General features: G+C 67.4%; 17 protein-coding genes. 7 read left to right on the forward strand and 10 right to left on the reverse strand.

The window, feature by feature from the left end:
• Positions 1-89 precede the first annotated feature (89 nt).
• Positions 90-1,610 carry an aldehyde dehydrogenase gene (adh, locus tag AC24R4_RS13745; RefSeq protein ID WP_487523262.1) on the forward strand — a complete coding sequence of 507 codons (1,521 nt, stop codon included), beginning with the start codon at positions 90-92 and terminating at the stop codon, positions 1,608-1,610.
• A 34-nt stretch (positions 1,611-1,644) separates the two neighbouring features.
• On the opposite strand, the gene AC24R4_RS13750 is transcribed toward adh, so the two are convergent.
• On the reverse strand, positions 1,645-3,537 hold the full coding sequence (locus AC24R4_RS13750; protein ID WP_487523263.1) for a sigma-54-dependent Fis family transcriptional regulator: 1,893 nt from the start codon (positions 3,535-3,537) through the stop codon (positions 1,645-1,647).
• A gap of 69 nt (positions 3,538-3,606) precedes the next feature.
• Positions 3,607-5,121 carry a sigma-54 interaction domain-containing protein gene (locus tag AC24R4_RS13755; protein ID WP_487523264.1) on the reverse strand — a complete coding sequence of 505 codons (1,515 nt, stop codon included), beginning with the start codon at positions 5,119-5,121 and terminating at the stop codon, positions 3,607-3,609.
• A gap of 275 nt (positions 5,122-5,396) precedes the next feature.
• Between AC24R4_RS13755 and AC24R4_RS13760 the strand changes: the two genes are divergently transcribed.
• From AC24R4_RS13760 to AC24R4_RS13770, 3 genes are all read left to right on the forward strand, one after another.
• Entirely contained in the window at positions 5,397-6,788 is a 1,392-nt protein-coding gene (locus AC24R4_RS13760; RefSeq protein ID WP_400396455.1) for a GntP family permease, read from the forward strand.
• A 19-nt stretch (positions 6,789-6,807) separates the two neighbouring features.
• Positions 6,808-7,584, forward strand: a complete 777-nt coding sequence (locus AC24R4_RS13765; RefSeq protein ID WP_400396452.1) for a 3-hydroxybutyrate dehydrogenase — start codon at positions 6,808-6,810, stop codon at positions 7,582-7,584.
• A 173-nt stretch (positions 7,585-7,757) separates the two neighbouring features.
• Positions 7,758-9,326, forward strand: a complete 1,569-nt coding sequence (locus AC24R4_RS13770; protein WP_487523265.1) for a diguanylate cyclase — start codon at positions 7,758-7,760, stop codon at positions 9,324-9,326.
• Between the two features lie 10 nt (positions 9,327-9,336).
• Here AC24R4_RS13770 and AC24R4_RS13775 read toward each other — a convergent pair whose 3' ends face one another.
• The 6 genes from AC24R4_RS13775 to AC24R4_RS13800 form a co-directional block, all read right to left on the reverse strand.
• The gene (locus tag AC24R4_RS13775; protein ID WP_487523954.1) at positions 9,337-10,080 is read right to left on the reverse strand and encodes a response regulator transcription factor; all 744 of its coding nucleotides are present in this window, start codon (positions 10,078-10,080) and stop codon (positions 9,337-9,339) included.
• 153 nt (positions 10,081-10,233) lie between these two features.
• On the reverse strand, positions 10,234-10,641 hold the full coding sequence (locus AC24R4_RS13780) for a cupin domain-containing protein (protein WP_487523266.1): 408 nt from the start codon (positions 10,639-10,641) through the stop codon (positions 10,234-10,236).
• A gap of 4 nt (positions 10,642-10,645) precedes the next feature.
• Positions 10,646-11,125, reverse strand: coding sequence for a carboxymuconolactone decarboxylase family protein (locus tag AC24R4_RS13785; RefSeq protein WP_487523267.1), 480 nt, complete (start codon positions 11,123-11,125; stop codon positions 10,646-10,648).
• A gap of 195 nt (positions 11,126-11,320) precedes the next feature.
• Positions 11,321-11,821, reverse strand: a complete 501-nt coding sequence (locus tag AC24R4_RS13790; RefSeq protein ID WP_487523268.1) for an Ohr family peroxiredoxin — start codon at positions 11,819-11,821, stop codon at positions 11,321-11,323.
• A gap of 15 nt (positions 11,822-11,836) precedes the next feature.
• Entirely contained in the window at positions 11,837-12,586 is a 750-nt protein-coding gene (locus tag AC24R4_RS13795; protein ID WP_487523269.1) for an SDR family oxidoreductase, read from the reverse strand.
• Positions 12,587-12,740: 154 nt separating this feature from the next.
• Positions 12,741-13,712: a GlxA family transcriptional regulator gene (locus tag AC24R4_RS13800; RefSeq protein WP_487523270.1), complete on the reverse strand. Its 972-nt coding sequence runs from the start codon at positions 13,710-13,712 to the stop codon at positions 12,741-12,743.
• Between the two features lie 514 nt (positions 13,713-14,226).
• Here AC24R4_RS13800 and AC24R4_RS13805 point away from each other — a divergent pair.
• Genes AC24R4_RS13805 through AC24R4_RS13815 form a run of 3 tightly spaced genes read left to right on the forward strand, consistent with a single transcriptional unit; the run spans position 14,227 to position 17,029 of the window.
• Positions 14,227-15,063, forward strand: coding sequence for a sensor histidine kinase (locus AC24R4_RS13805; RefSeq protein WP_487523271.1), 837 nt, complete (start codon positions 14,227-14,229; stop codon positions 15,061-15,063).
• Between the two features lie 23 nt (positions 15,064-15,086).
• The gene (locus AC24R4_RS13810) at positions 15,087-16,136 is read left to right on the forward strand and encodes a LysR family transcriptional regulator (RefSeq protein WP_487523272.1); all 1,050 of its coding nucleotides are present in this window, start codon (positions 15,087-15,089) and stop codon (positions 16,134-16,136) included.
• A complete protein-coding gene (locus tag AC24R4_RS13815) occupies positions 16,133-17,029 on the forward strand; it encodes a DMT family transporter (protein ID WP_487523273.1) in 897 nt (298 codons plus the stop codon). Before AC24R4_RS13810 ends, AC24R4_RS13815 begins: the two co-directional genes overlap by 4 nt.
• 100 nt (positions 17,030-17,129) lie before the next feature.
• On the opposite strand, the gene sodB is transcribed toward AC24R4_RS13815, so the two are convergent.
• Both sodB and xseA read right to left on the reverse strand, forming a co-directional pair.
• On the reverse strand, positions 17,130-17,708 hold the full coding sequence (gene sodB / locus AC24R4_RS13820) for a superoxide dismutase [Fe] (protein WP_153946660.1): 579 nt from the start codon (positions 17,706-17,708) through the stop codon (positions 17,130-17,132).
• Between the two features lie 184 nt (positions 17,709-17,892).
• Entirely contained in the window at positions 17,893-19,278 is a 1,386-nt protein-coding gene (gene xseA / locus AC24R4_RS13825; RefSeq protein ID WP_487523274.1) for an exodeoxyribonuclease VII large subunit, read from the reverse strand.
• Positions 19,279-19,705 lie beyond the last annotated feature (427 nt).

The following is a 19,705-nucleotide window of genomic DNA, read 5'->3' on the forward strand; positions in this document are numbered from 1 at the left end:
AGCGTCGGGCGCCGACCCGGCACGGCGCTTGCAGTCGGTCCCGGCGTGCCCAATGGCACGACCAACGATATCGACAAGTGGAGCGAGACATGAACATGGCTGAAATTGCCCAGCTGGGCGTGCCCTACCCGTTCAAGGAACAGTACGACAACTACATTGGCGGCGCCTGGGTGCCGCCGGCGGACGGCCAGTACTTCGAAGCCGTCACGCCGCTCACCGGCAAGCCGTTCACGCGCGTGCCGCGCTCGAACGAAAAGGACGTGGAAGCCGCGCTGGACGCGGCCCACCGGGCCCGCGCGGCGTGGGGGCGCACGTCCACCGCCGAGCGCGCGAACCTGCTGAACCGCATCGCCGACCGGATCGAGGCCAACCTGACGCTGCTGGCCGTGGCCGAGACCATCGACAACGGCAAGCCCGTGCGCGAGACCTCCGCTGCCGACCTGCCGCTGGCCGTCGACCATTTCCGCTACTTCGCCGGCTGCATCCGCGCCCAGGAAGGCTCCATCTCGGAAATCGACCACGACACCATTGCCTATCACTTTCACGAGCCGCTAGGCGTGGTGGGCCAGATCATTCCGTGGAACTTCCCGCTGCTGATGGCCGTGTGGAAGCTGGCCCCGGCGCTGGCGGCCGGCAACTGCGTGGTACTCAAGCCGGCCGAGCAGACGCCGGCGTCGATCCTGGTGCTGATGGAACTGCTGCACGACCTGCTGCCCCCGGGCGTGATCAACGTCGTCAACGGCTTTGGCGTGGAAGCGGGCAAGCCGCTGGCGTCGAGCCCGCGCATCGCCAAGGTGGCCTTTACTGGCGAAACGACGACGGGCCGGCTGATCATGCAGTATGCGTCGCAGAACCTGATCCCGGTGACGCTGGAACTGGGCGGCAAGTCGCCAAACATCTTCTTCGAGGATGTGATGGCTGCCGACGACGCCTACTTCGACAAGGCGCTGGAAGGCTTTGCGATGTTCGCGCTGAACCAGGGCGAAGTCTGCACCTGCCCGTCGCGCGTGCTGATCCAGGAATCGATCTACAAGGCGTTCATGGCGCGCGCGGTCAAGCGCGTGGAGGCGATCCGCCAGGGGCATCCGCTGGACACGTCGACGATGATCGGCGCGCAGGCCTCCGAAGAGCAGTTGCAGAAGATCCTGGCCTATATCGACATCGGCAAGCAGGAAGGCGCCCGCGTGCTGACCGGCGGCGAGCGCAACGCGCTGGGTGGCGATCTGGCGGGCGGCTACTACGTCAAGCCGACGATCTTCGAGGGCCACAACAAGATGCGCATCTTCCAGGAGGAAATCTTCGGCCCGGTGGTCTCGGTCACGACCTTCAAGGACGAGGAAGAGGCGCTGGCGATTGCCAACGATACGCTCTACGGGCTGGGCGCCGGGGTGTGGACGCGCGACGGCGCGCGCACGTTCCGCATGGGCCGCGGCATCGAGGCCGGCCGCGTGTGGATCAACTGCTATCACGCCTATCCGGCCCATGCCGCGTTCGGCGGCTACAAGCAGTCGGGCGTGGGCCGCGAAAACCATCGGATGATGCTGGACCACTATCAGCAGACCAAGAACCTGCTGGTCAGCTACAACCCGAATCCGCTCGGATTCTTCTGATCCGCCAGGCGCGGCGGCGCCGGCCAGGCCGATGTTAGCGACGCCGGTAGATGGTATTGCGCGACACGCCAAGCTCGCGCGCCGCGGCACTGACATTGCCGCCGTGGCGCGCCAGGGCTTCGCGAATGCGCGCCGCTTCCCAGTCGCGCATGCTGCCCGCGCCGGCATCGGCATCGGCCGTGGCCCGGGCGGCCGGCGTGGCCTGCATCGCCGGCTGCGCGGCAAAGTCGTCCGGCAGGTGCTCGACGTCGATCCGCGCCTCGCCTTCGGCCATCAATGCTGCGGTACGCAGCACGCTGGCCAGCTCGCGCAGGTTGCCCGGCCATGCATGCCGGCGCAGCAGCGCCAGCGCCGGTGCGGAGATGGCCTGCGGCCCGTGTGCGCATTCGTCCTGCAGGATGCGCGACACCAGCGCGTCGAAATCGCTGCGCCCGGCCAGCGGCGGCAAGGTCACGGCCAGCCCGTGGATGCGGTAGTACAGATCTTCGCGGAACGTGCCGTCGGCCATCTGCGCGCGCAGGTCGCGGTGCGTGGCGCAGACGATGCGGATATCGACCGGCGTGCTGTGCGTGCCGCCCAGCGCGGTCACCGCGCGCTCCTGCAGCACGCGCACCAGCCTCACCTGCTGCGCCAGCGGCATGTCGCCGATCTCGTCCAGGAACAGCGTGCCGCCGTGCGCCTGCGCGATCTTGCCGGCGTGGCCGCGTCGCCGCGCGCCCGTGAACGCGCCGTCTTCGTAGCCGAACAGCTCGGCCTCGATCAGCGTCTCGGGAATGGCCGCGCAGTTGACGGCCACGAACGGGCCGCTGGCCCGTGGCGAATCGGCATGCACGGCCCGCGCCAGCCATTCCTTGCCGGACCCGGTGCGCCCCAGGATCAGCAGCGGGATATCGCGCCCGCGCAGGCGCGCCACGCGCTGGAGCACGGCGGCCATGCGCGCGTCGCCGGTGTCCAGGCGCGCCAGCGCCGACGACGGCTGGACCGCCGGCTGCGGCACGCTCGACGGGGCGGCAGATTCCGCCCGATGCGACAGCCGCGCGTAAATGCGCACGCCGCTCGGCAACGCCACGTCGCGCAGCAGCGTATCGGCGGTGCCGGACGGCGGCATCGGCAGGCCGAACAGTTCGGTGAAAGTGGCGCCGGCCAGCACATCGGCCCGCATGCCAAGCTGGAACCAGCCGCTGCGGTTGGCGGCCAGGAACGTGCCATCGGACGCAAACGCGGCCATGCCCTCGAACAGGGTGCCGACCAGTTCGGGCCGGCCGTGAAAGCGCACCAGCAGTGCATCGGCAAACTGGGCGGCGAACAGCTGGTTCTCGATGGTCTGCGCCGACATGCGCACCAGCGCCATCGTGTGCGGATGAAAACCGCGCGGGTCGCCGCTGACGTCGAGCGCGCCCAGCCAGTCACCCGTCGGGCTGGCTATCGGCGTACAGGAACAGGTGAGCTGGCGATGGGCGTGCAGGAAGTGTTCGTCGCCATGGATGATGGCGGAGCGTCCCTCGGCCAGCGCGGTGCCGATGGCGTTGGTGCCCTTGCTGGCCTCGGACCACGATACGCCGGGCGCCAGCGCCACGTCGCGCGCACGCGCGGCAAAGCCGCTGCCATCGCCGTCGCCCACGCTGTGCAGGATGACGCCGCCGCTGTCGCTCAGCAGCACCAGGCTGTCGGTGCCGGCCACCTGCCGGTACAGGCCTTCCATCACGGGCAGCGCCAGGCGGTACAGCGCGCGGTTGCGCTCGACGCGTTCGCCCAGCGCGCGGCGGCTCAGCGGTTGATAGTCGGGAACTTGCGCGGCGTCGAGCCCGAAACCGGCCGAGCGTCCGTGGGCACGGCGCAGCAGTTCGCTGCGGTCGGCCACGTCATCGTGTCCGGCGGCAAGCACGTCGGCCTGCAGGGCATCCTGGAATGTCAGCGCATTGCGCATCGGCGGTCTCCTGGCTGGCGCTCTCGCCGCGATCAACACCAGGGCGGAGCCTCTCTGCCGGCGACCTTATCACAGCCCGCCGCGCGTGGCGGCCAACTTCTTGTAGAAGGCCGCCCGGCTGATGCCGATGCGCGCGGCGGCCTCTGCGACGCGTCCGCCACATGCATCGAGCGCCTGGGCCAGGAACGCGGCTTCGAATTGCGCCATGGCCGCCGCGTAGGTCTGCGCGGGCGCTGCCGGCGCAGGCGCGGGAGCGGGCACGACGGCCTGCGGGGCCTGCGCGACGGGTGCGGACGGTTCGTCCCTGGAAACCTCCGGTTCGGCCACCGGCGCCGGGCCGGTGCGGCGCGTGCCAAGCAGCGGCGCCAGCGTGGCCGCGTCCACCGAATCCTCGTCGCACAGCATCACCACGCGCTCCAGCACGTTGCGCAGTTCGCGCACGTTGCCGGGCCAGTCATAGTCGTGCAGCAGCCGCAGGGCATCGTCGCGCAGGCCCATCGGGTGGCGCTCGGCCTTGATGCTCAGTTCCTCGACGATGGCGTACACCAGCGGCAGCAGATCCGCCCGGCGCTCGCGCAGCGGCGGCAGGTCGATCGACAGCACATTGAGCCGGTAATAGAGATCGGCGCGGAAACGGCCTTCGGCGACCAGCGCGGGCAGGTCTGCGGACGTGGCCGCGATGATCCGCACGTCGCTGCGCACGATGCGGTTCGACCCCAGCGGCTCGAATTCGCGGTCCTGCAGGGCGCGCAGCAGCTTGCTTTGCAGCGCCAGCGGCATCTCGCCGATTTCGTCGAGGAACAGCGTGCCGCCATCGGCCAGCTCGAACTTGCCGACGCGCCCCTTGCGGTCCACGCCCGTGTAGGCGCCCGGCGCGGCACCGAAGAACTCCACTTCCAGCAACGTATCGGGAATGGCCGCCACGTTGACGGTGACCAGCGGCCGCTCGGCACGCGCCGAACCCGCGTGGATGCCGTGCGCCAGCAGTTCCTTGCCGGTACCCGTTTCGCCCAGCAGCAGCACCGGCGACTCCACCAGCGCGGCCCGCCGGGCCTGGCGCTTGACCTCCTGGGCCGCCGGGCTGGCACCGACGAAACTGGCGAACGTGTACTTGGCCCGGCGCGCATGATCGAGCGAGCGGCGCGCCGCCGCCAGTTCGGCCTGGGCCCGCGAGTAATGCGCAAAGATCGGCGTCAGCGCCTTGAGTTCGTCAAACAGTGCGAACCCGACCCCGCCGATGGTGCGCCCGCTGTCGTCCTTGATCGGCAGGCGCGTGACGATCATCGGTTCGCGGTCGGTTTCAAGCAGGTCCAGCAGGATCGGCTTGCCCGTGGTGACGACCTCGCGCATCAGGCTGTTCGGAATCACCTGCTCGCAATCGAGCCCGATCGCGTCCTGCGGGTTGGTGAACCCGAAGCGCGCCGCATAGCGTTTGTTGATCCAGACCACGCGCGCGTGCTCGTCCACCACGAACGTGCCTTCGCTGAAGTTTTCAAAGGTGCGGAACAGCGACTCCATGGCACGTCGCGCCACGTAGTCGTAGTCGAACAGCAGGGCGCCACTTGGGTCGGCGATCTTGTGCATGGCTGCGGGTCCGGGAAAGGGTTGTCTCGATTTGTAGACGCGAAGTGTCTCATAACGGAGACTTCAACGCCGTGCGCATCGCTTGCTTTGTCTCAATGAAGAGACAACAGGAGCCAGACTACACTATTTGCGCCTTATTCTTAACTTTTGAATGTGGCACGGAGCCTGCTAATCAAGCGGTCCCCTGTCATCCGCGCAGGGGACTCTCGCATTACACGGCACCGGGGTAACCTGCCACGGCTCGACCGCATTCAAGAACAAGCAATGGAGACCTCATGTCTTTTGTCATAGTGCTCGCCGCACTGGCCTTTCTCATGTTCGCCGCCTATCGCGGCTACAGCGTGATCCTCTTCGCGCCGCTGGCTGCGCTGGGCGCGGTGCTGCTGACCGACCCGTCGGCGGTGGCGCCCGTGTTTTCCGGCATCTTCATGGAGAAGATGGTCGGTTTCGTCAAGCTGTACTTCCCGGTGTTCATGCTCGGCGCCGTGTTCGGCAAGGTCATCGAACTGTCGGGCTTTTCCGAATCGATCGTGGCCGCGGCCATCCGCTACATCGGCCGCTCGCGCGCCAACGCGGTGATCGTGGCGGTCTGCGCGCTGCTGACCTACGGCGGCGTGTCGCTGTTCGTGGTCGTGTTCGCGGTCTACCCGTTTGCCGCCGAGCTTTACCGCCAGAGCAATATCCCCAAGCGCCTGATGCCGGGTGCCATCGCCCTGGGCGCGTTCTCGTTCACGATGGATTCGCTGCCGGGCACGCCGCAGATCCAGAACATCATCCCGACCACGTTCTTCAAGACCACCTCGTGGGCCGCACCGGCGCTGGGCGTGGCGGGCTCGCTGTTCATCATCATCGTCGGCCTGTCGTATCTGGAATGGCGCCGCCGCGCGGCCGCCGCCCGTGGCGAGGGCTACGGCACGAACCTGCTGAACGAGCCGCAGCGCGTGGAAGGCGGCAAGCTGCCGCCGCCGCTGCTGGCCATCCTGCCGCTGGTGGTGGTGGGCGTGTCCAACTTCTGGCTGACGCGGATGATCCCGCTCTGGTACGGCCAGTCCAACAGCGTGTCGCTGCCGGGCCTGCCCAAGCCGGTGGAAACCAAGATCGCCAGCGTGACCGCCATCTGGGCCGTGGAAGGCGCCCTGCTGCTGGGCATCGTCATCGTGCTGCTGACCGCGTTCGGCGCCGTCAAGGCGCGCTTTGCCGAGGGCACCAAGAGTGCCGTGTCGGGCGCGCTGCTGGCGTCGATGAACACGGCGTCGGAATACGGCTTTGGCGGCGTGATCGCCGCGCTGCCGGGCTTCCTGGTGGTCAGCGATGCCCTGCGCAGCATTCCGGACCCGCTGGTCAACGCCGCCGTGTCGGTCAGCACGCTGGCCGGCATCACGGGCTCCGCATCGGGCGGCATGAGCATTGCGCTGGCCGCCATGTCCGACCTGTTCATCCAGGGCGCGCAGGCCGCGCAGATTCCGCTGGAAGTGCTGCACCGCGTGGTGTCGATGGCCAGCGGCGGCATGGACACGCTGCCGCACAACGGCGCGGTGATCACGCTGCTGGCCGTGACCGGCCTCACGCACCGCGAGTCGTACCGCGACATCTTCGCCATCACGCTGATCAAGACGCTGGCCGTGTTCTTCGTGATCTTCGTGTTCTACACGACCGGTCTGGTCTGACCGCACCCAGGGAAGCATCATGGTCAATCTGCATGGCAAGACCGCGCTGGTCACCGGCTCCACGAGCGGCATCGGTCTGGGTATCGCCCAGGCGCTGGCGCAGGCCGGCGCCAATATCGTGCTCAACGGCTTCGGCGACATCGAGGCCGCCCTGGCAAGCATCCGCACCCTCGGCGCCGAGGTGATCCATCACGCCGCCGACATGCGCCGCCCCGACGAGATCGAGGCCATGTTCGCGCTGGCGACCGCGCGTTTCGGCGGGGTCGATGTGCTGGTCAACAATGCGGGCATCCAGCATGTGTCGCCCGTGGAGGATTTCCCGGTGCAGAAGTGGGACGACATCCTGGCGATCAACCTGACGTCGGCCTTCCATACGTCGCGCCTGGCGCTGCCGGGCATGCGCGCCGCCAACTGGGGCCGCATCGTCAACATCGCCTCGGTGCATGGGCTGGTCGGCTCCGCCGGCAAGTCGGCCTATGTGGCCGCCAAGCACGGGCTGGTGGGCCTGACCAAGGTCACCGCGCTGGAAACGGCCGCCACCGGCATCACCTGCAACGCGATCTGCCCGGGCTTCGTCCTGACGCCGCTGGTCGCCGCCCAGATCGACGCGATTGCCCAGCGCGACGCCATCACCGCCGAGGCCGCGCAGGCCCGCCTGCTGTCCGACAAGCAGCCCTCCGGGCAATTCGTCACGCCCGAGCAACTGGGCAACCTGGTGCTGATGCTGTGCTCGCCGTTCGGCGACCAGGTACGCGGCGCCGCCTGGGCGATGGACGGGGGCTGGACGGCGCAATAGCCGTTTCCTTCCCCTTGTCGCCTGATCGATGGCCCTGGCACCCGCCGGGGCCATTTTTTTCGCATAAACCGCGGCCAGCTTGTATGCTCTGGGCGTCAGTCTCCCCCGTCGGCCGCTAGCCTGCGCAGGCTGCGGCAAACGCTTCCCGCCCGGAACGTAACCTCCGCACGCTCATGGCACGCCAGAAAATCGACCTGCGAACCCTGATTCTGGGCCTGACGCTGACAGCCTGCGTCGTCACGCTGGGCAACTGCCTCTACGCCGCGTACCGGATCGAGCGGCAAACGCTGGTGGAGCGGTCGCTGGAAGCCAACCGGGCCTACAGCGCGCGCGTTGCGTCCTCGATCGACGGGTTCCTGCGCGAGGCGCAGTTTCGGTTCCAACAAGCCGGCGAACGGCTTGCCGATCACTTCGACGACCCCGCGGCCCGCCGCGACGCCGTGGAGCGGCTGACGTCGCTGGGCCGGGATTTTGACGCCGTCGCCATCGTCGACGCCAGCGGCCGCATCGTCGCGGCCCTGCCCGAGGCACTGCACCTTGAGCAACGCACGGTCGAGTCGCCGGAACAGATCGGCGCGGTCCGTGGTCGCAAGCCAGTCGTCAGCAACGCGTATCAGTCGCTTGCCGGCAACCTGGTGATCTTCGTCTCCGTGCCGATCTTCGACCGTCATGGCACGTATCTGGGACTGATCGGCGGATCGCTCCATCTGCTGAAGGACGGCCGGCTGCATGAACTGATGAGCCAGCATTTTTTCCTCACCGATTCTGAGGTCTACGCGGTCGATGGCCGGCACCAGTTGCTGTTCCATCCGGTCAAGGCGCGGATCGGCGCCGTCGCCGCGGCCAATCCGGCCACCGAACATGCGCTGGGCGCCGGACAAGGCAGCATCGAGATGGTGGACGCCGACGGCCGCGCGATGCTGGCGGGCTATGCCAGCATCCCCACCGCACGCTGGGCCATCGTCAGCCAGCAGCCGCTGGCTTCGGTGCTGGCACCGATCGACACGCTGATGCAGCGGTTTGTCGTCGCCAGCGCGCCGATTGCCGTGATCGGCTTCGTGCTGATATGGATCCTGACACGGTACATTGCCAGGCCGCTCAGGCAGCTGGCCGACAGCACCACGTCCACGGGTCTGATCGAAAGCACCGGCTCCGTGGCGCAGGTCAACGCCTGGTACTTCGAGGCCAGCCATCTGAAGCAGGCGCTGCTGCACGGCATCGACCTGGCCAGAATGCAGGTGATGGGGCTGGAAATCGCATCGCAGACCGATCCGCTGACCGGCCTGCTCAATCGCCGCGCGCTCGACGCCAGCCTGGCGGCGCTGGAGGCCAGCGGCCAGCAGGTGGCCGTGATCGCGCTCGACATCGACCACTTCAAGCGGGTCAACGATACCTATGGCCACGATGCTGGCGACATCGTGCTGCAGCGGCTGGCGGAGATGATGCGCCAGGTGTGCCGCGCCACCGACCTGGCGTTCCGGGTGGGCGGCGAGGAGTTCCTGATGCTGCTGCCCGACATGCATGCCGGGTCGGCGGGCGAAGCCGCAGAGCGCCTGCGGCGGCTGGTCGAGCAGACCGCCATCGCACCGGTTGGTCACATCACCATTTCGCTTGGCGTCACCACGTGGCCGCGCAACGCCGCGTCGCTGGCCGAAGCCCTGAAGGACGCCGACACGCTGATGTACCAGGCCAAGCAGGCCGGCCGGAACCGCACGGCCGTCGCCGGGCAGGCGTCGGCGTAGGTCTGCGTTGTCAGTGCGCGACCATCGGCTGGTCTACCCCGCTCAGGACGGCGCGCGGCGCCTGGGCGGCCGGCGGCGCGGCCAGCGTCGCGGCCATACGGGCGGTGTCGGCATCCAGTCGCAGATCGAGCTCGATCGCCATCTTGACCAGGTCGGCAAACGTGCGCGCGGCCATCTTGCGCATGGCGCGGCTGCGGTGGATCTTGATCGTGACCTCGCTGATGCCGATCTTGCCGGCAATCTGCTTGTTCATCAGGCCCGACACGGCCAGTGCCATCACCTCGCGCTCGCGGCCGCTCAGCGTCGCAAAGCGCGCGCGCAGATCGTCCCCGCATTGCAGTGCCTGGCGGTTGCAGCGGTCCACGGCGATCCCTTCGGTCACGGCGTCCAGAAAGTCCTGGTCGCGGAACGGCTTGGCCAGGAAATCGAGCGCGCCGGCCTTCATGGCGCGCACCGTCATCTCGATATCGCCATGGCCCGTGATGAACACCACCGGCAGGCAGATGCCGCGCCGGGTCAGCTCGCGCTGGACTTCCAGGCCATTGGCGCCGCGCAGCCGCACGTCCATCACCACGCAGCCGGGCGCCGGTTCGAGCGGCGCTCTCAGGAACGCGTCGGCCGACAGGAACGAACGCGCGCGCAGGCCGACCGACCGCAGCAGGTCCGCCAGTGCGTCGTTCAGGTCCCCATCATCGTCGACGATGTAGACCACGGGTTCGGTGGCCTCGCGGCGGCCGCCGGGCGTTGACGTCATGGCGTTCACGATGGGACTCCGGTATCTCTGCGGTGGCCTGGCGGGACGGAACAACGATCGATACGCATGGCGGAGGGATGGGTGAAACGAGGGGGGGAACGGATGCGGCAGGCGCGCGCGGATCTGGCGCGCCTGCCGGCCCGATGGCACCGGCTACTTCACGGGTGTCAGGATCGGCGCGCCCTGATTCTTGATCAGGAACACGATAAACCTGGCCGGCTTGGTGGTGCTGGCGTTGCGCCCGACCGTATGGATGTCGTCGGGACCTTCATGGAAGGTCTGGCCCGGCTTGAGCGTGACTTCCTTGCCGCCCTTCACGCCCATGATGATGGTGCCCTCGAGCACGTAGATGAAGCCATGGGCATCGTGGCGATGCACGGGGTCGTAGCCGCCGGGCGGGTATTCCACCATGATCATCTGCACCTCCTTGCCCGGATACTCGGGCAGCGGTTCGGTGGCCAGCGGCGTGACCTTCGCGTCGGCCGCCGCGGCAAAGGCCGGCGGTGCCAGCAGCGCACATGAGGCAGCCAGCATGGCCGCGATGGACAGGACGCGTCTCATGGCCTTACTCCAGTCCGGCCTTGTCGAGACCGAACATCTTGTCGGCCGAGCCCGGCACCATCTGGAATGCCACGTTAAGCCGGTTCCACGCATTGATGGCGCCGATCTGGAACGTCAGGTCGGACAGCTCCTTCTCCGAAAACTGCGTGCGTACGTGCTCGAACACCTCATCGGGCACCCCATGGGCGGGCAGCTGGGTCAGCGCCTCGGTCCAGGCCAGCGCGGCGCGTTCGCGCGGCGAGAACAGCGTGGACTCGCGCCAGATGGCCACGTGATGCAGGCGCAGTTCGCGCTCGCCGTGGATCTTGGCCTGCTTGACATGCATATCGACGCAGAATGCGCAGCCGTTGAGCTGCGACGCGCGGATTTCCACCAGCTCGCGGATGTGCTGCTCGAGCGTGGTCTTCTGGAACAGGGCACCGAGTTCGACGAGCTTCTTCGTCAGTTCCGGCGATTGTTGGAAGTAGTTCAAACGTTGTGACATGTGTCTCTCCTGCGGAACCAAGGGGGATACGTTCGCCGCCCGCCGCAGTGCGTTGCGCAACGGAATCGGCTTGATATGGATCGTAGTGCGCGGCCCGCCGTGCCGGTAGTACCGCCAAGGTGCGCAGTCTGTTGCCGCGCCGGCACCAATGGCGCACTGCCCGGCACGGCGGGCCCTCATGCACCGGTCCGTTGCTCAGTCGATGACGCGCACGATGCTGTAGATGCCCCCGCGGGCCATCTTCGCGTACGGGCACAGCCGCTCGGTGTCACGCACGAGTGCCTCGGCCACGTGCCGGGCCACGCCGGGCATGCGGATGCGGATCTCGGCAATCAGCGCGTAAGCGCCGTCAACGGGATCGCGGCCAAACGAGACTTCGGCCGCAACGGTGGCGTGGGCCATCTCCACCTGCGCGCGCCTGGCCAGCAGGCTTAGCGCACCGTGAAAGCACGCAGCGAAGCCTGCGGCGAACAACTGCTCGGGATTGGTTCCGCCGCCGGGGCCGCCCATGGCCGCCGGCAACCGCAGTTCGAGGAAGAGGCTGCCATCGTCGGACCTGGCGACGCCGGATGCGCGGCCATGCGCCGTCTGGCCGCCGCCGACCGTGACGGTCGTCGTGTACAGCGCCGTGAAGCCCTGGCCCCGGTATCTGTCGAGCAGCGTCAATGGCGGAGGCTGCAACCTCTCGTTCTCCATCGCGTCGTCTCCAGACTATTTCTGCAGTTGACGAATCCAGTCTGCGAAATGAATGTGGCCCAGACGCGCCTCGCCTTCTGGCACGAGCGTGCCTTCCTGCAGGTCGGCGCCGAAGTAACGCGCGGCGGGATCGGCCACGACCGTGTGGCGGTCGCCGGTGGCCTGCAGGTAGCGTTGCACCAGGTCGCTCATGCGGAAGCGTTCGGGGCCGGCGATGTCGATCGTGCCGTTGACGGGGGCGGCCAGCGCGGCATCGGCTACCGCATCGGCCACGTCATCGGACGAAATCGGCTGAATCAGGGCCGTGGTGAGGCGGATCGTGTCCGCCTGCCCCGCCGACTGCGCAATGCCGGCCAGGAATTCCAGGAACTGTGTCGAGCGCACGATCGTGTACGGAATGCCCGCCTGCCGGATCAGGGCTTCCTGGGCGATCTTGGCGCGGAAGTAGCCGCTTTGCGCGAGCTTGTCGGTACCCACCACCGACAGCGCCACATGGTGCGCCACGCCGGCTTCCTTTTCGGCGGCCGCCAGGTTGCGGCCCGAAGTCTCGAAGAAGTGCAGCACCGCCTGGTCTTCGAACGATGGCGAATTGGCCACGTCCACCACCACCTGGGCCCCGGCCAGCGCCTGTGCCAGGCCTTCGCCCGTCAGCGTATTGACGCCGGTGCCCGGCGACGCGGCCAGCGCGTCATGCCCCTGCGCGGCCAGCCGCGCCATCACCTTCTTGCCGATCAGGCCGGTGCCCCCTACGACTACGATCTTCATGATGCGTCTCCATGCTCGAAAGTGGAACGAGTCCACGTGCCTTGCATGCTAGATGCGGCCGGGGCGGCTCACCAGACCGACGCCCGGCGCACGGTGTTTCCTGATTTGCACCAATCAGATCGAAAAAGCACGCAGGGGCGGACGGCGCGCGGTCCTAGCGATTGACCTTGAGCCGGTATTCGCTCGGCGACAGCCCGAAATGACGCTGGAACGTCACGCGCATGCGCTCCTCGCTGCCAAAGCCGCACTCGTGGGCGATCACGTCGATGGGGCGGCCCGGGTCCTGCAACTGCCGCCGCGCCGCTTCCAGCCTGAAGTGCTCCACGCCCTTGGCCGGCGTACGGCCGGTCTTTTCCTTGTAGACCCGTGCGAAGTTGCGCGGACTCATGCCGACGTATCCGGCCAGCTGCTCGACGGACAGGTCCTGCGTGGCCAGGTTCTGCACGATCCACAGGTGCAGCGCCTCGAACACCGGCACCTGCCGGCTCTGGGAGATCAGGATCTCGCTCAGCTGCGGTTGCGCGCCGGGCCGCTTCATGTAGACCGCAAGTTCCTTGGCGGCATTGAGCGCCACCTCGTGGCCATAGTCGGCTTCCACCATGGCCAGCGCCAGGTCGATGCCGGTGGTGACGCCGGCCGACGTCCACAGGTTTTGCTGCCGCACGAAGATCGCGTCGGGATCGAGGTCCACCGTGGGAAACAACTCGCGGAAGCGATCGAGCATGGCCCAGTGCGTGGTGGCGCGCTTGCCGTCGAGCAGGCCCGCGAATGCCAGCAGGAAGGCGCCGCTGCACACCGACGCCATGCGGCGGATCGTGCCCGACGCATTGGCCAGCCAATCCAGCAGCGCGGTCTCGTGCTTCGCCACCTCCAGGATGATGGGCGACCCCGGCACGATCACGGTGTCGATCATCCGCAAGTCGAACGATGCCAGCGACACCGAATCCATCGTGGTGCCCTCCACCGTCGCCACCATGCCGCCGGCAAAGCTGGTCGTGTGGCAGCGATAGCCGGGCAACCCACGCGCACGTGCGTAGTTGGACGCGGCCCAGAACACGGTCTGGGGCCCGGCAAGGTCGAGCAGGCTCACATCGGGGTATGCCACGAACAGGATGTTGCGCGGCATGTCTTCAATGTTTCCGGCGGAGGGAGGCGGCTGGTGCTGAAGCATGAGGGGGATTGCGGTAGTCGACCGATGCTATGCCAACGGGACGATCCCTTGCAAGCCGGCGCCCGTGCCTGGCCCGCCGGCGGCACGGCCGTTTCACCGCCGGCACACCCGGGACGATGCGCGTGAGCGTTGGCAAGGCGGTCATTGTTCGTCTCCTCCCGTGTGTCGCGGGCTCGGTGTCACGTATGGGGCCTGGCCGGCGCCGGGCATGGGCCGGGCATCCCCGCGACGGTTCGGGCCGGCGGGGTCGTGGCGGCAAGGCAAGTTGGGCGCGAGTCTAGTCAGTGCGGGGGTCGGTCACAAGCCCGCGCCCCGCGCAGGGCTGTTTCCACAAACGCACCAATTGCACAGGACGTTTGCCCGACGTGCCGGGAGCGGCTGGCAGTCTGGCAGAAAAAACGGGAACGCTGTCATTTACGGTCAATTCACCGGTTATTAACATCAAGTCCAGGTCGGCAAGGGGGTGGGCATGAGTGCCGGCGGCCATATCGGCAAGATCGACAGCGAGAAGGACATGACTGAACCAGTTCGCGGCGCCCCGGCGTGCAGGGGCGACCATGGACACGTGCGCCTGCAGGCGCCGGCCGTGCACGCGGACCGGCTGGCGTTACTGGGTCGGTGCCTGGCCATGGTCGTCCACGACGCCGTGCAGCCGGTGACCTCGGTGGTGACACGGGGCCAGTCGGCGCTGCGCTGGCTGCGACACGACCCGCCCGACGTGGAGGCGGCCATCGTGTCGCTCGAACGCCTGGTGGCCGACGCGCAGCGCGCGGGCACGCTGCTGGCCCACCTGAGGGCGCTGGCATCGCCCGTCGTACGGCCACGGCAGCCGGTGCTGCTCCACGCGGTGCTGCGCGACACGCTGCACTGGCTCGACGACGACCTGCGGCGTCAAGGTATCCACGTGGCGGCGAACGCGCGCCACGACGACGTCGTCGTCATGGCCGAGCCCGCCGCACTGCAGCAGCTGTTCGGCAACCTGATCGTCAACGCAATGGAAGCCATGGCCGAAACGCCAATACAGGCCCGCCAACTGACCGTGGATCTGTCGGCGGACGGCCACGATGCGGTGGTGGCCATCCGCGACCGGGGTTGCGGCATCGCGGCCGACGACCTGCCGCGCCTGTTCGACGCGTTCCATACCACCAAGGACGATGGGCTGGGCGTCGGGCTGGCCATCTGCCATCGCATCGTGACCGACCACGGCGGCAGCATCCGCGCGCAAAGCCGCCCCGAAGGCGGCGCGTGCTTCGAAATTCGCCTGCCCCGGCAGGATCAAACGGCTTCCCGCGCCGCACCAAGGTAGCGCCGGGAAGCGCAGGGGAAATCATGGAACCGATACAACCGGCCGACGCGCCGGACCGCAATTTCAGGCTCAGCCTGCCAAACCGCGCCGACGCACTGTCGACGAGCTTTGCCGCCAGCTACGCCGGCATCATGGCGTTCATGGCCGTGGCCAGCGAAGGCAGCTTCGCCAAGGCCGGCGAGCGCCTGGGCATCGGGCGCTCGGCGGTCAGCCGCAACGTGCAGAAGCTGGAAACCCAGTTGAGCACGCGGCTGTTCCTGCGCACCACGCGCACCACGCAGCTCACGCGCGAAGGCCAACGCTTTTTCGAAAACTGCCATCAGGGCGTCACGCATATCGTGGAGGCCATGAATGACATGCTGGAACTGCGCGAGGGCCCGCCACGCGGCCTGGTGCGCATCAGTGCCACCGTGGGGTTCGGCCGCAAGATCGTGGCGCCGCTGCTCGACAGATTCGTCCAGCGCTACCCGGACATCGCCATCGACCTGCTGCTGGACGACCGGCCCACGGACTTCGCATCGGAACAGATCGACGTCGCCTTCCGCAACGGGCGGATCGAGGATTCGAGCATCATCGCCAAACAGCTCATCCCGATGCAGATGGCGCTATGCGCCGCGCCGTCCTACGTGGCCCGCCACGGGCTGCCGCAGACGCTGGACGACCTGCCGCAGCACGAGTGCATCAACTTCCGCTTTTCCAGCGGGCGCATCTTCGAATGGGAGTTCAAGGCCGACGGCATCGTCCGCAAGTTCCTGCCCCGCGCGCGCATGACGTTCAACGACGCCGACCTGGTGCTGCACGCGGTGCTGGCGGGCTGGGGGGTCGCGCAGATGGCCGGCTACCAGATCTGCGACCACATCGCCCGTGGAGAACTGTTGGTGGCGCTGGCGCGCCATGCGCCCGACGATCGGGGCCACTACATCTGCTACCTGAGCCGCCAGCATCTGCCCACGCGCATCCGCGTGTTTATCGATTTCATGACCGAGCAGATCCGCGCCATGAAACTGAATTGCCTGACGGACTTCAACGTGGCGGACGACTGCGAAGGCACCGCCCTGGGAGCGGCGGCATGAGGCTCGTCGCATGGCTCTGCGCCGCCGGCGCGATCCTGCTCTGGGCGTCGTTCGCAACGCTGGTGTCCCACGCACCCGACGTGCCGCCGCTGCTGCTGACGGGCCTGGCGCTGTGCCTGGGCAGCGCGACCTGCCTGCACCGCGTACGCGAGTGGCGTGTGCCGCCGCGCACGCTGGCGTTCGGCGTGACGTGCCTGTTCGTGTACAACGCGGGCCTGGTCATGGCGTTCAGGCTGGCGCCGATTGCCCACGCCAACCTGATCAACTACCTGTGGCCGTTGCTCCTGGTGCTGCTTGGCACCACGGTCTGGCGCGGCATCGACGGCATCACCAAGGTCGCCGGCGCGCTATGTGGCTTTGGCGGCTGCATCGTTGCCATCACGGCGGGATCGGGCGCCGGCGCATTCGGCGCGGACGTTGGCGGACCGGACGGCACGCACATGGCCGGCTATGCGCTGGCGCTGCTGGCCGCCATCGTCTGGGCGGTCTATTCGCTGGGCGCGCGATGGTTGCCGCCGTTCTCGTCGTGGGCCGTCGGCGCTTTCTGCCTGGGGGCCGGGCTGATGGCCATTGCCAGTCACCTGCTGATCGAGCCGCGCTTCGTGCCATCGGCCAGCGACCTGGCGTGGGTCGCGGCGATCGGCCTGGGGCCGCTGGGCATCTCGTTCGTGCTGTGGGACTACGCCATGCGGCATGGCAACACCGCGCAGATCGGCATCCTCGGCTACGGCACACCCGTATTGTCGATGCTGTGCCTGGCGCTGGCGGGCAAGGTCACCGACCGCGATGGGTCGATGATCTTTTTGGCCTGCGCGCTGATCGTGGCAGGCGTGACGCTGGCGTCGATGGGGCCCGTGGCATGGCGGCGCGCGGGCTGGGCGCGCGAACCGTAACGCTGCACGCCGTTCCGTGCGCAAACGAAAAAGCCCCGGAATTTCCGGGGCTCTTTGCTGGGGACCGCACCTGGCCGCCTGATGCGGCCAGCGCAGGCACTCAGGCGAAGTTCTTCGAAGCGAAGTCCCAGTTCACGACGTTCCAGAATGCCTCGACATACTTCGGACGGGCATTGCGGTAGTCGATGTAGTAGGCGTGTTCCCACACGTCGCAGGTCAGCAGCGGCTTGGCGTCGGTGGTCAGCGGCGTGGCGGCGTTCGAGGTGGACACCAGGTCCAGCGAGCCGTCGGTCTTCTTGACCAGCCAGGCCCAGCCCGAACCGAAGGTGCCAACGGCCGTCTTCGTGAACTCTTCCTTGAACTTGTCGAACGAACCGAACCTGGCGTTGATCGCGTCAGCCAGGGCACCGGTCGGCTGGCCGCCGCCGTTCGGCTTCATCGATTCCCAGTAGAACGTGTGGTTCCACACCTGGGCAGCGTTGTTGAAGATGCCGCCCGACGACTTCTTGACGATTTCTTCCAGCGAAGCGTTCTCGAACTCGGTGCCCTTGATCAGGTTGTTCAGGTTCGTGACGTACGTCTGGTGGTGCTTGTCATGATGGAACTCCAGGGTCTCCTTGGAGATGTGCGGAGCCAGGGCGTCATGCGCGTACGGGAGAGGAGGGAGCGTGTGTTCCATTGTTCTGTCTCTACGGTTTTGGTGGGGAGAATGGCCGATTGTAGGTGACTTGCCAGACCCGCGCAAACGGCCCCGGAAAGCCCCCTGACCTCATGTTAGTTTCCCCTGCGGCCGCCCAGGGGAGCCATTGCAATCGACTGAGAATCAGTCGCAACCAGGGGCGGCGCGCGCGCCTCGGAAACCCTCAGAAAGCCGCCAGTTTGGCCTGTACATTGGCGATTTCCAGGTCCGCCGTGCCGTCCGCCAGATGCGCCTCGACAATGCTGCCGGCGCGCAGGTCGCTGGGCGACCGCAGGGCCCGCCCGCGATTGTCGAGCAGCACCGCGTAACCGCGTTCCAGCGTGCGCTGCGGGGCCAGCAGTTCCAGCGCCCCGGCCGCGCGCGCCAGCCGCTGTGTTTCACGTTCGTGACGGCGTTCCAGCGCGGCGTCCATGCGCGCCGCCATACGGTCCAGCGCCGCCTGTGCCGCACTCGTATCGGGCCGGCAGGCCCGCCAGCGCATGGCCAGCACGTCATGCCGATGGCGCTGCGCGGACACCGTATCGCGCAGTGCCGCACGCAAGTGTCGGGCCAGATTGTCGACGTGCGCGCGCCGTTCCTGCACTTGCGCCTGCGGGCTGCGCAACTGGCGCGACAGCCACTGCAGATGCTGCGCGCGACGTTCGAGCTGGCGGTCCATGCACTGCGCCAGCGCCTCGCGGGCGCGGCGGGCGGCCTGGAGCAGATGCGCGCGGTCCGGGCTGACCATTTCGGCCGCGCCGGTCGGCGTGGGGGCGCGGACATCGGCCACGAAGTCGGCAATCGTGAAATCGGTTTCGTGACCCACCCCGGACACCACCGGTACGCGGCTGCGCGCGATGGCCTGCGCCACCACTTCCTCGTTGAACGACCACAGGTCCTCGATACTGCCGCCGCCGCGGCACAGGATCAGCACATCGCATTCGTCGCGCGCGCTGGCCGTATCGAGCATGGTGGCGATCTTGTCCGCCGCGCCGGCGCCCTGGACTGGTACGGGGTATACGATCACGTTGACGTGGGGCGCACGCCGCTGCAGCGTGGTCAGTACGTCGCGCATCGCGGCGGCCTGCAACGACGTGATCACGCCGATGGTGCGCGGATGCGACGGGATCGGCCGCTTGCGTGCGGGATCGAACAGACCCGCCTGTGCAAGTTTTTCCTTGAGCCGCAGGAACGCTTCGTAGAGATTGCCCAGGCCGGCGCGGCGCATGGCTTCCACGCCCAGCTGCAGTTCGCCGCGCGCCTCGTACATCGACACCACGGCGCGCACTTCGACGGCCTCGCCCTCGCGCGGCGCGAAGTCCACGTGTTGGTTACGTCCCCGGAACATCACGCAGCGGATTTGCGCGCGGGCATCCTTGAGCGAGAAATACCAGTGGCCGCTGGCCGCGCGGGTGAAGTTCGAGATCTCTCCCCTGACCCAGGCCAACGGAAAGCTGCGTTCGAGCACGCCGGCAATCGCATGGTTGAGTTCGCTGACCGGAATCACGTCGCGCGTGCGCGAGGGCGGCTGAGACGGCGCAAAACGCGAAAGGTTCTCGTTCTCTGGCATGGTGCACAACCGCGCAGGCGGCGTGAGATGGACATGTCCACAGCATAACCGCTATGTCAAGAGCCACCGCCCAGTCCCCATGTGTTCGCCGGCATTCCGCATGAGTCGGTACAAGCTATTGATTCGTTTGAGGTTTCTGGCGGGACCAAAAAACAGGCAATGTAAGAGAAAGCCTTACGCGTCAACCACTTACCAAAACCGGCCGGCGCTTGTTCACAAAGTTATCCACAGAAGCTTTGGATAATGGATTTGTCAAGGGTCTGGCCTGTGGACAACGTATACGTTGCGCATCGAAGCGCGCTGTGGCAACGCATGCGCTAGCGGGAAGTCGACCGTGCCGCACGGCACGCCCGGGCACCCGGGCTGCCCATTTTTTAGGCAGATACGTATACCGTCATATGGATCAAGGGGTTAGCCGGCTTCTCCC

This window comes from Cupriavidus sp. CER-90 (genome assembly GCF_057652055.1).

Bases quoted from the DNA above. Each gene is read 5' to 3' on its own strand.
- xseA (WP_487523274.1), bottom strand. From the start codon at position 19,278: ATGCCAGAGAACGAGAACCTTTCGCGTTTTGCGCCGTCTCAGCCGCCC.
- adh (WP_487523262.1), top strand. From the start codon at position 90: ATGAACATGGCTGAAATTGCCCAGCTGGGCGTGCCCTACCCGTTCAAG.
- AC24R4_RS13810 (WP_487523272.1), top strand. From the start codon at position 15,087: ATGGAACCGATACAACCGGCCGACGCGCCGGACCGCAATTTCAGGCTC.
- AC24R4_RS13815 (WP_487523273.1), top strand. From the start codon at position 16,133: ATGAGGCTCGTCGCATGGCTCTGCGCCGCCGGCGCGATCCTGCTCTGG.
- sodB (WP_153946660.1), bottom strand. From the start codon at position 17,708: ATGGAACACACGCTCCCTCCTCTCCCGTACGCGCATGACGCCCTGGCT.
- AC24R4_RS13750 (WP_487523263.1), bottom strand. From the start codon at position 3,537: ATGCGCAATGCGCTGACATTCCAGGATGCCCTGCAGGCCGACGTGCTT.
- AC24R4_RS13780 (WP_487523266.1), bottom strand. From the start codon at position 10,641: ATGAGACGCGTCCTGTCCATCGCGGCCATGCTGGCTGCCTCATGTGCG.
- AC24R4_RS13800 (WP_487523270.1), bottom strand. From the start codon at position 13,712: ATGCCGCGCAACATCCTGTTCGTGGCATACCCCGATGTGAGCCTGCTC.
- AC24R4_RS13765 (WP_400396452.1), top strand. From the start codon at position 6,808: ATGGTCAATCTGCATGGCAAGACCGCGCTGGTCACCGGCTCCACGAGC.
- AC24R4_RS13775 (WP_487523954.1), bottom strand. From the start codon at position 10,080: ATGACGTCAACGCCCGGCGGCCGCCGCGAGGCCACCGAACCCGTGGTC.
- AC24R4_RS13785 (WP_487523267.1), bottom strand. From the start codon at position 11,125: ATGTCACAACGTTTGAACTACTTCCAACAATCGCCGGAACTGACGAAG.
- AC24R4_RS13760 (WP_400396455.1), top strand. From the start codon at position 5,397: ATGTCTTTTGTCATAGTGCTCGCCGCACTGGCCTTTCTCATGTTCGCC.
- AC24R4_RS13795 (WP_487523269.1), bottom strand. From the start codon at position 12,586: ATGAAGATCGTAGTCGTAGGGGGCACCGGCCTGATCGGCAAGAAGGTG.
- AC24R4_RS13770 (WP_487523265.1), top strand. From the start codon at position 7,758: ATGGCACGCCAGAAAATCGACCTGCGAACCCTGATTCTGGGCCTGACG.
- AC24R4_RS13805 (WP_487523271.1), top strand. From the start codon at position 14,227: ATGAGTGCCGGCGGCCATATCGGCAAGATCGACAGCGAGAAGGACATG.
- AC24R4_RS13790 (WP_487523268.1), bottom strand. From the start codon at position 11,821: ATGGAGAACGAGAGGTTGCAGCCTCCGCCATTGACGCTGCTCGACAGA.
- AC24R4_RS13755 (WP_487523264.1), bottom strand. From the start codon at position 5,121: ATGCACAAGATCGCCGACCCAAGTGGCGCCCTGCTGTTCGACTACGAC.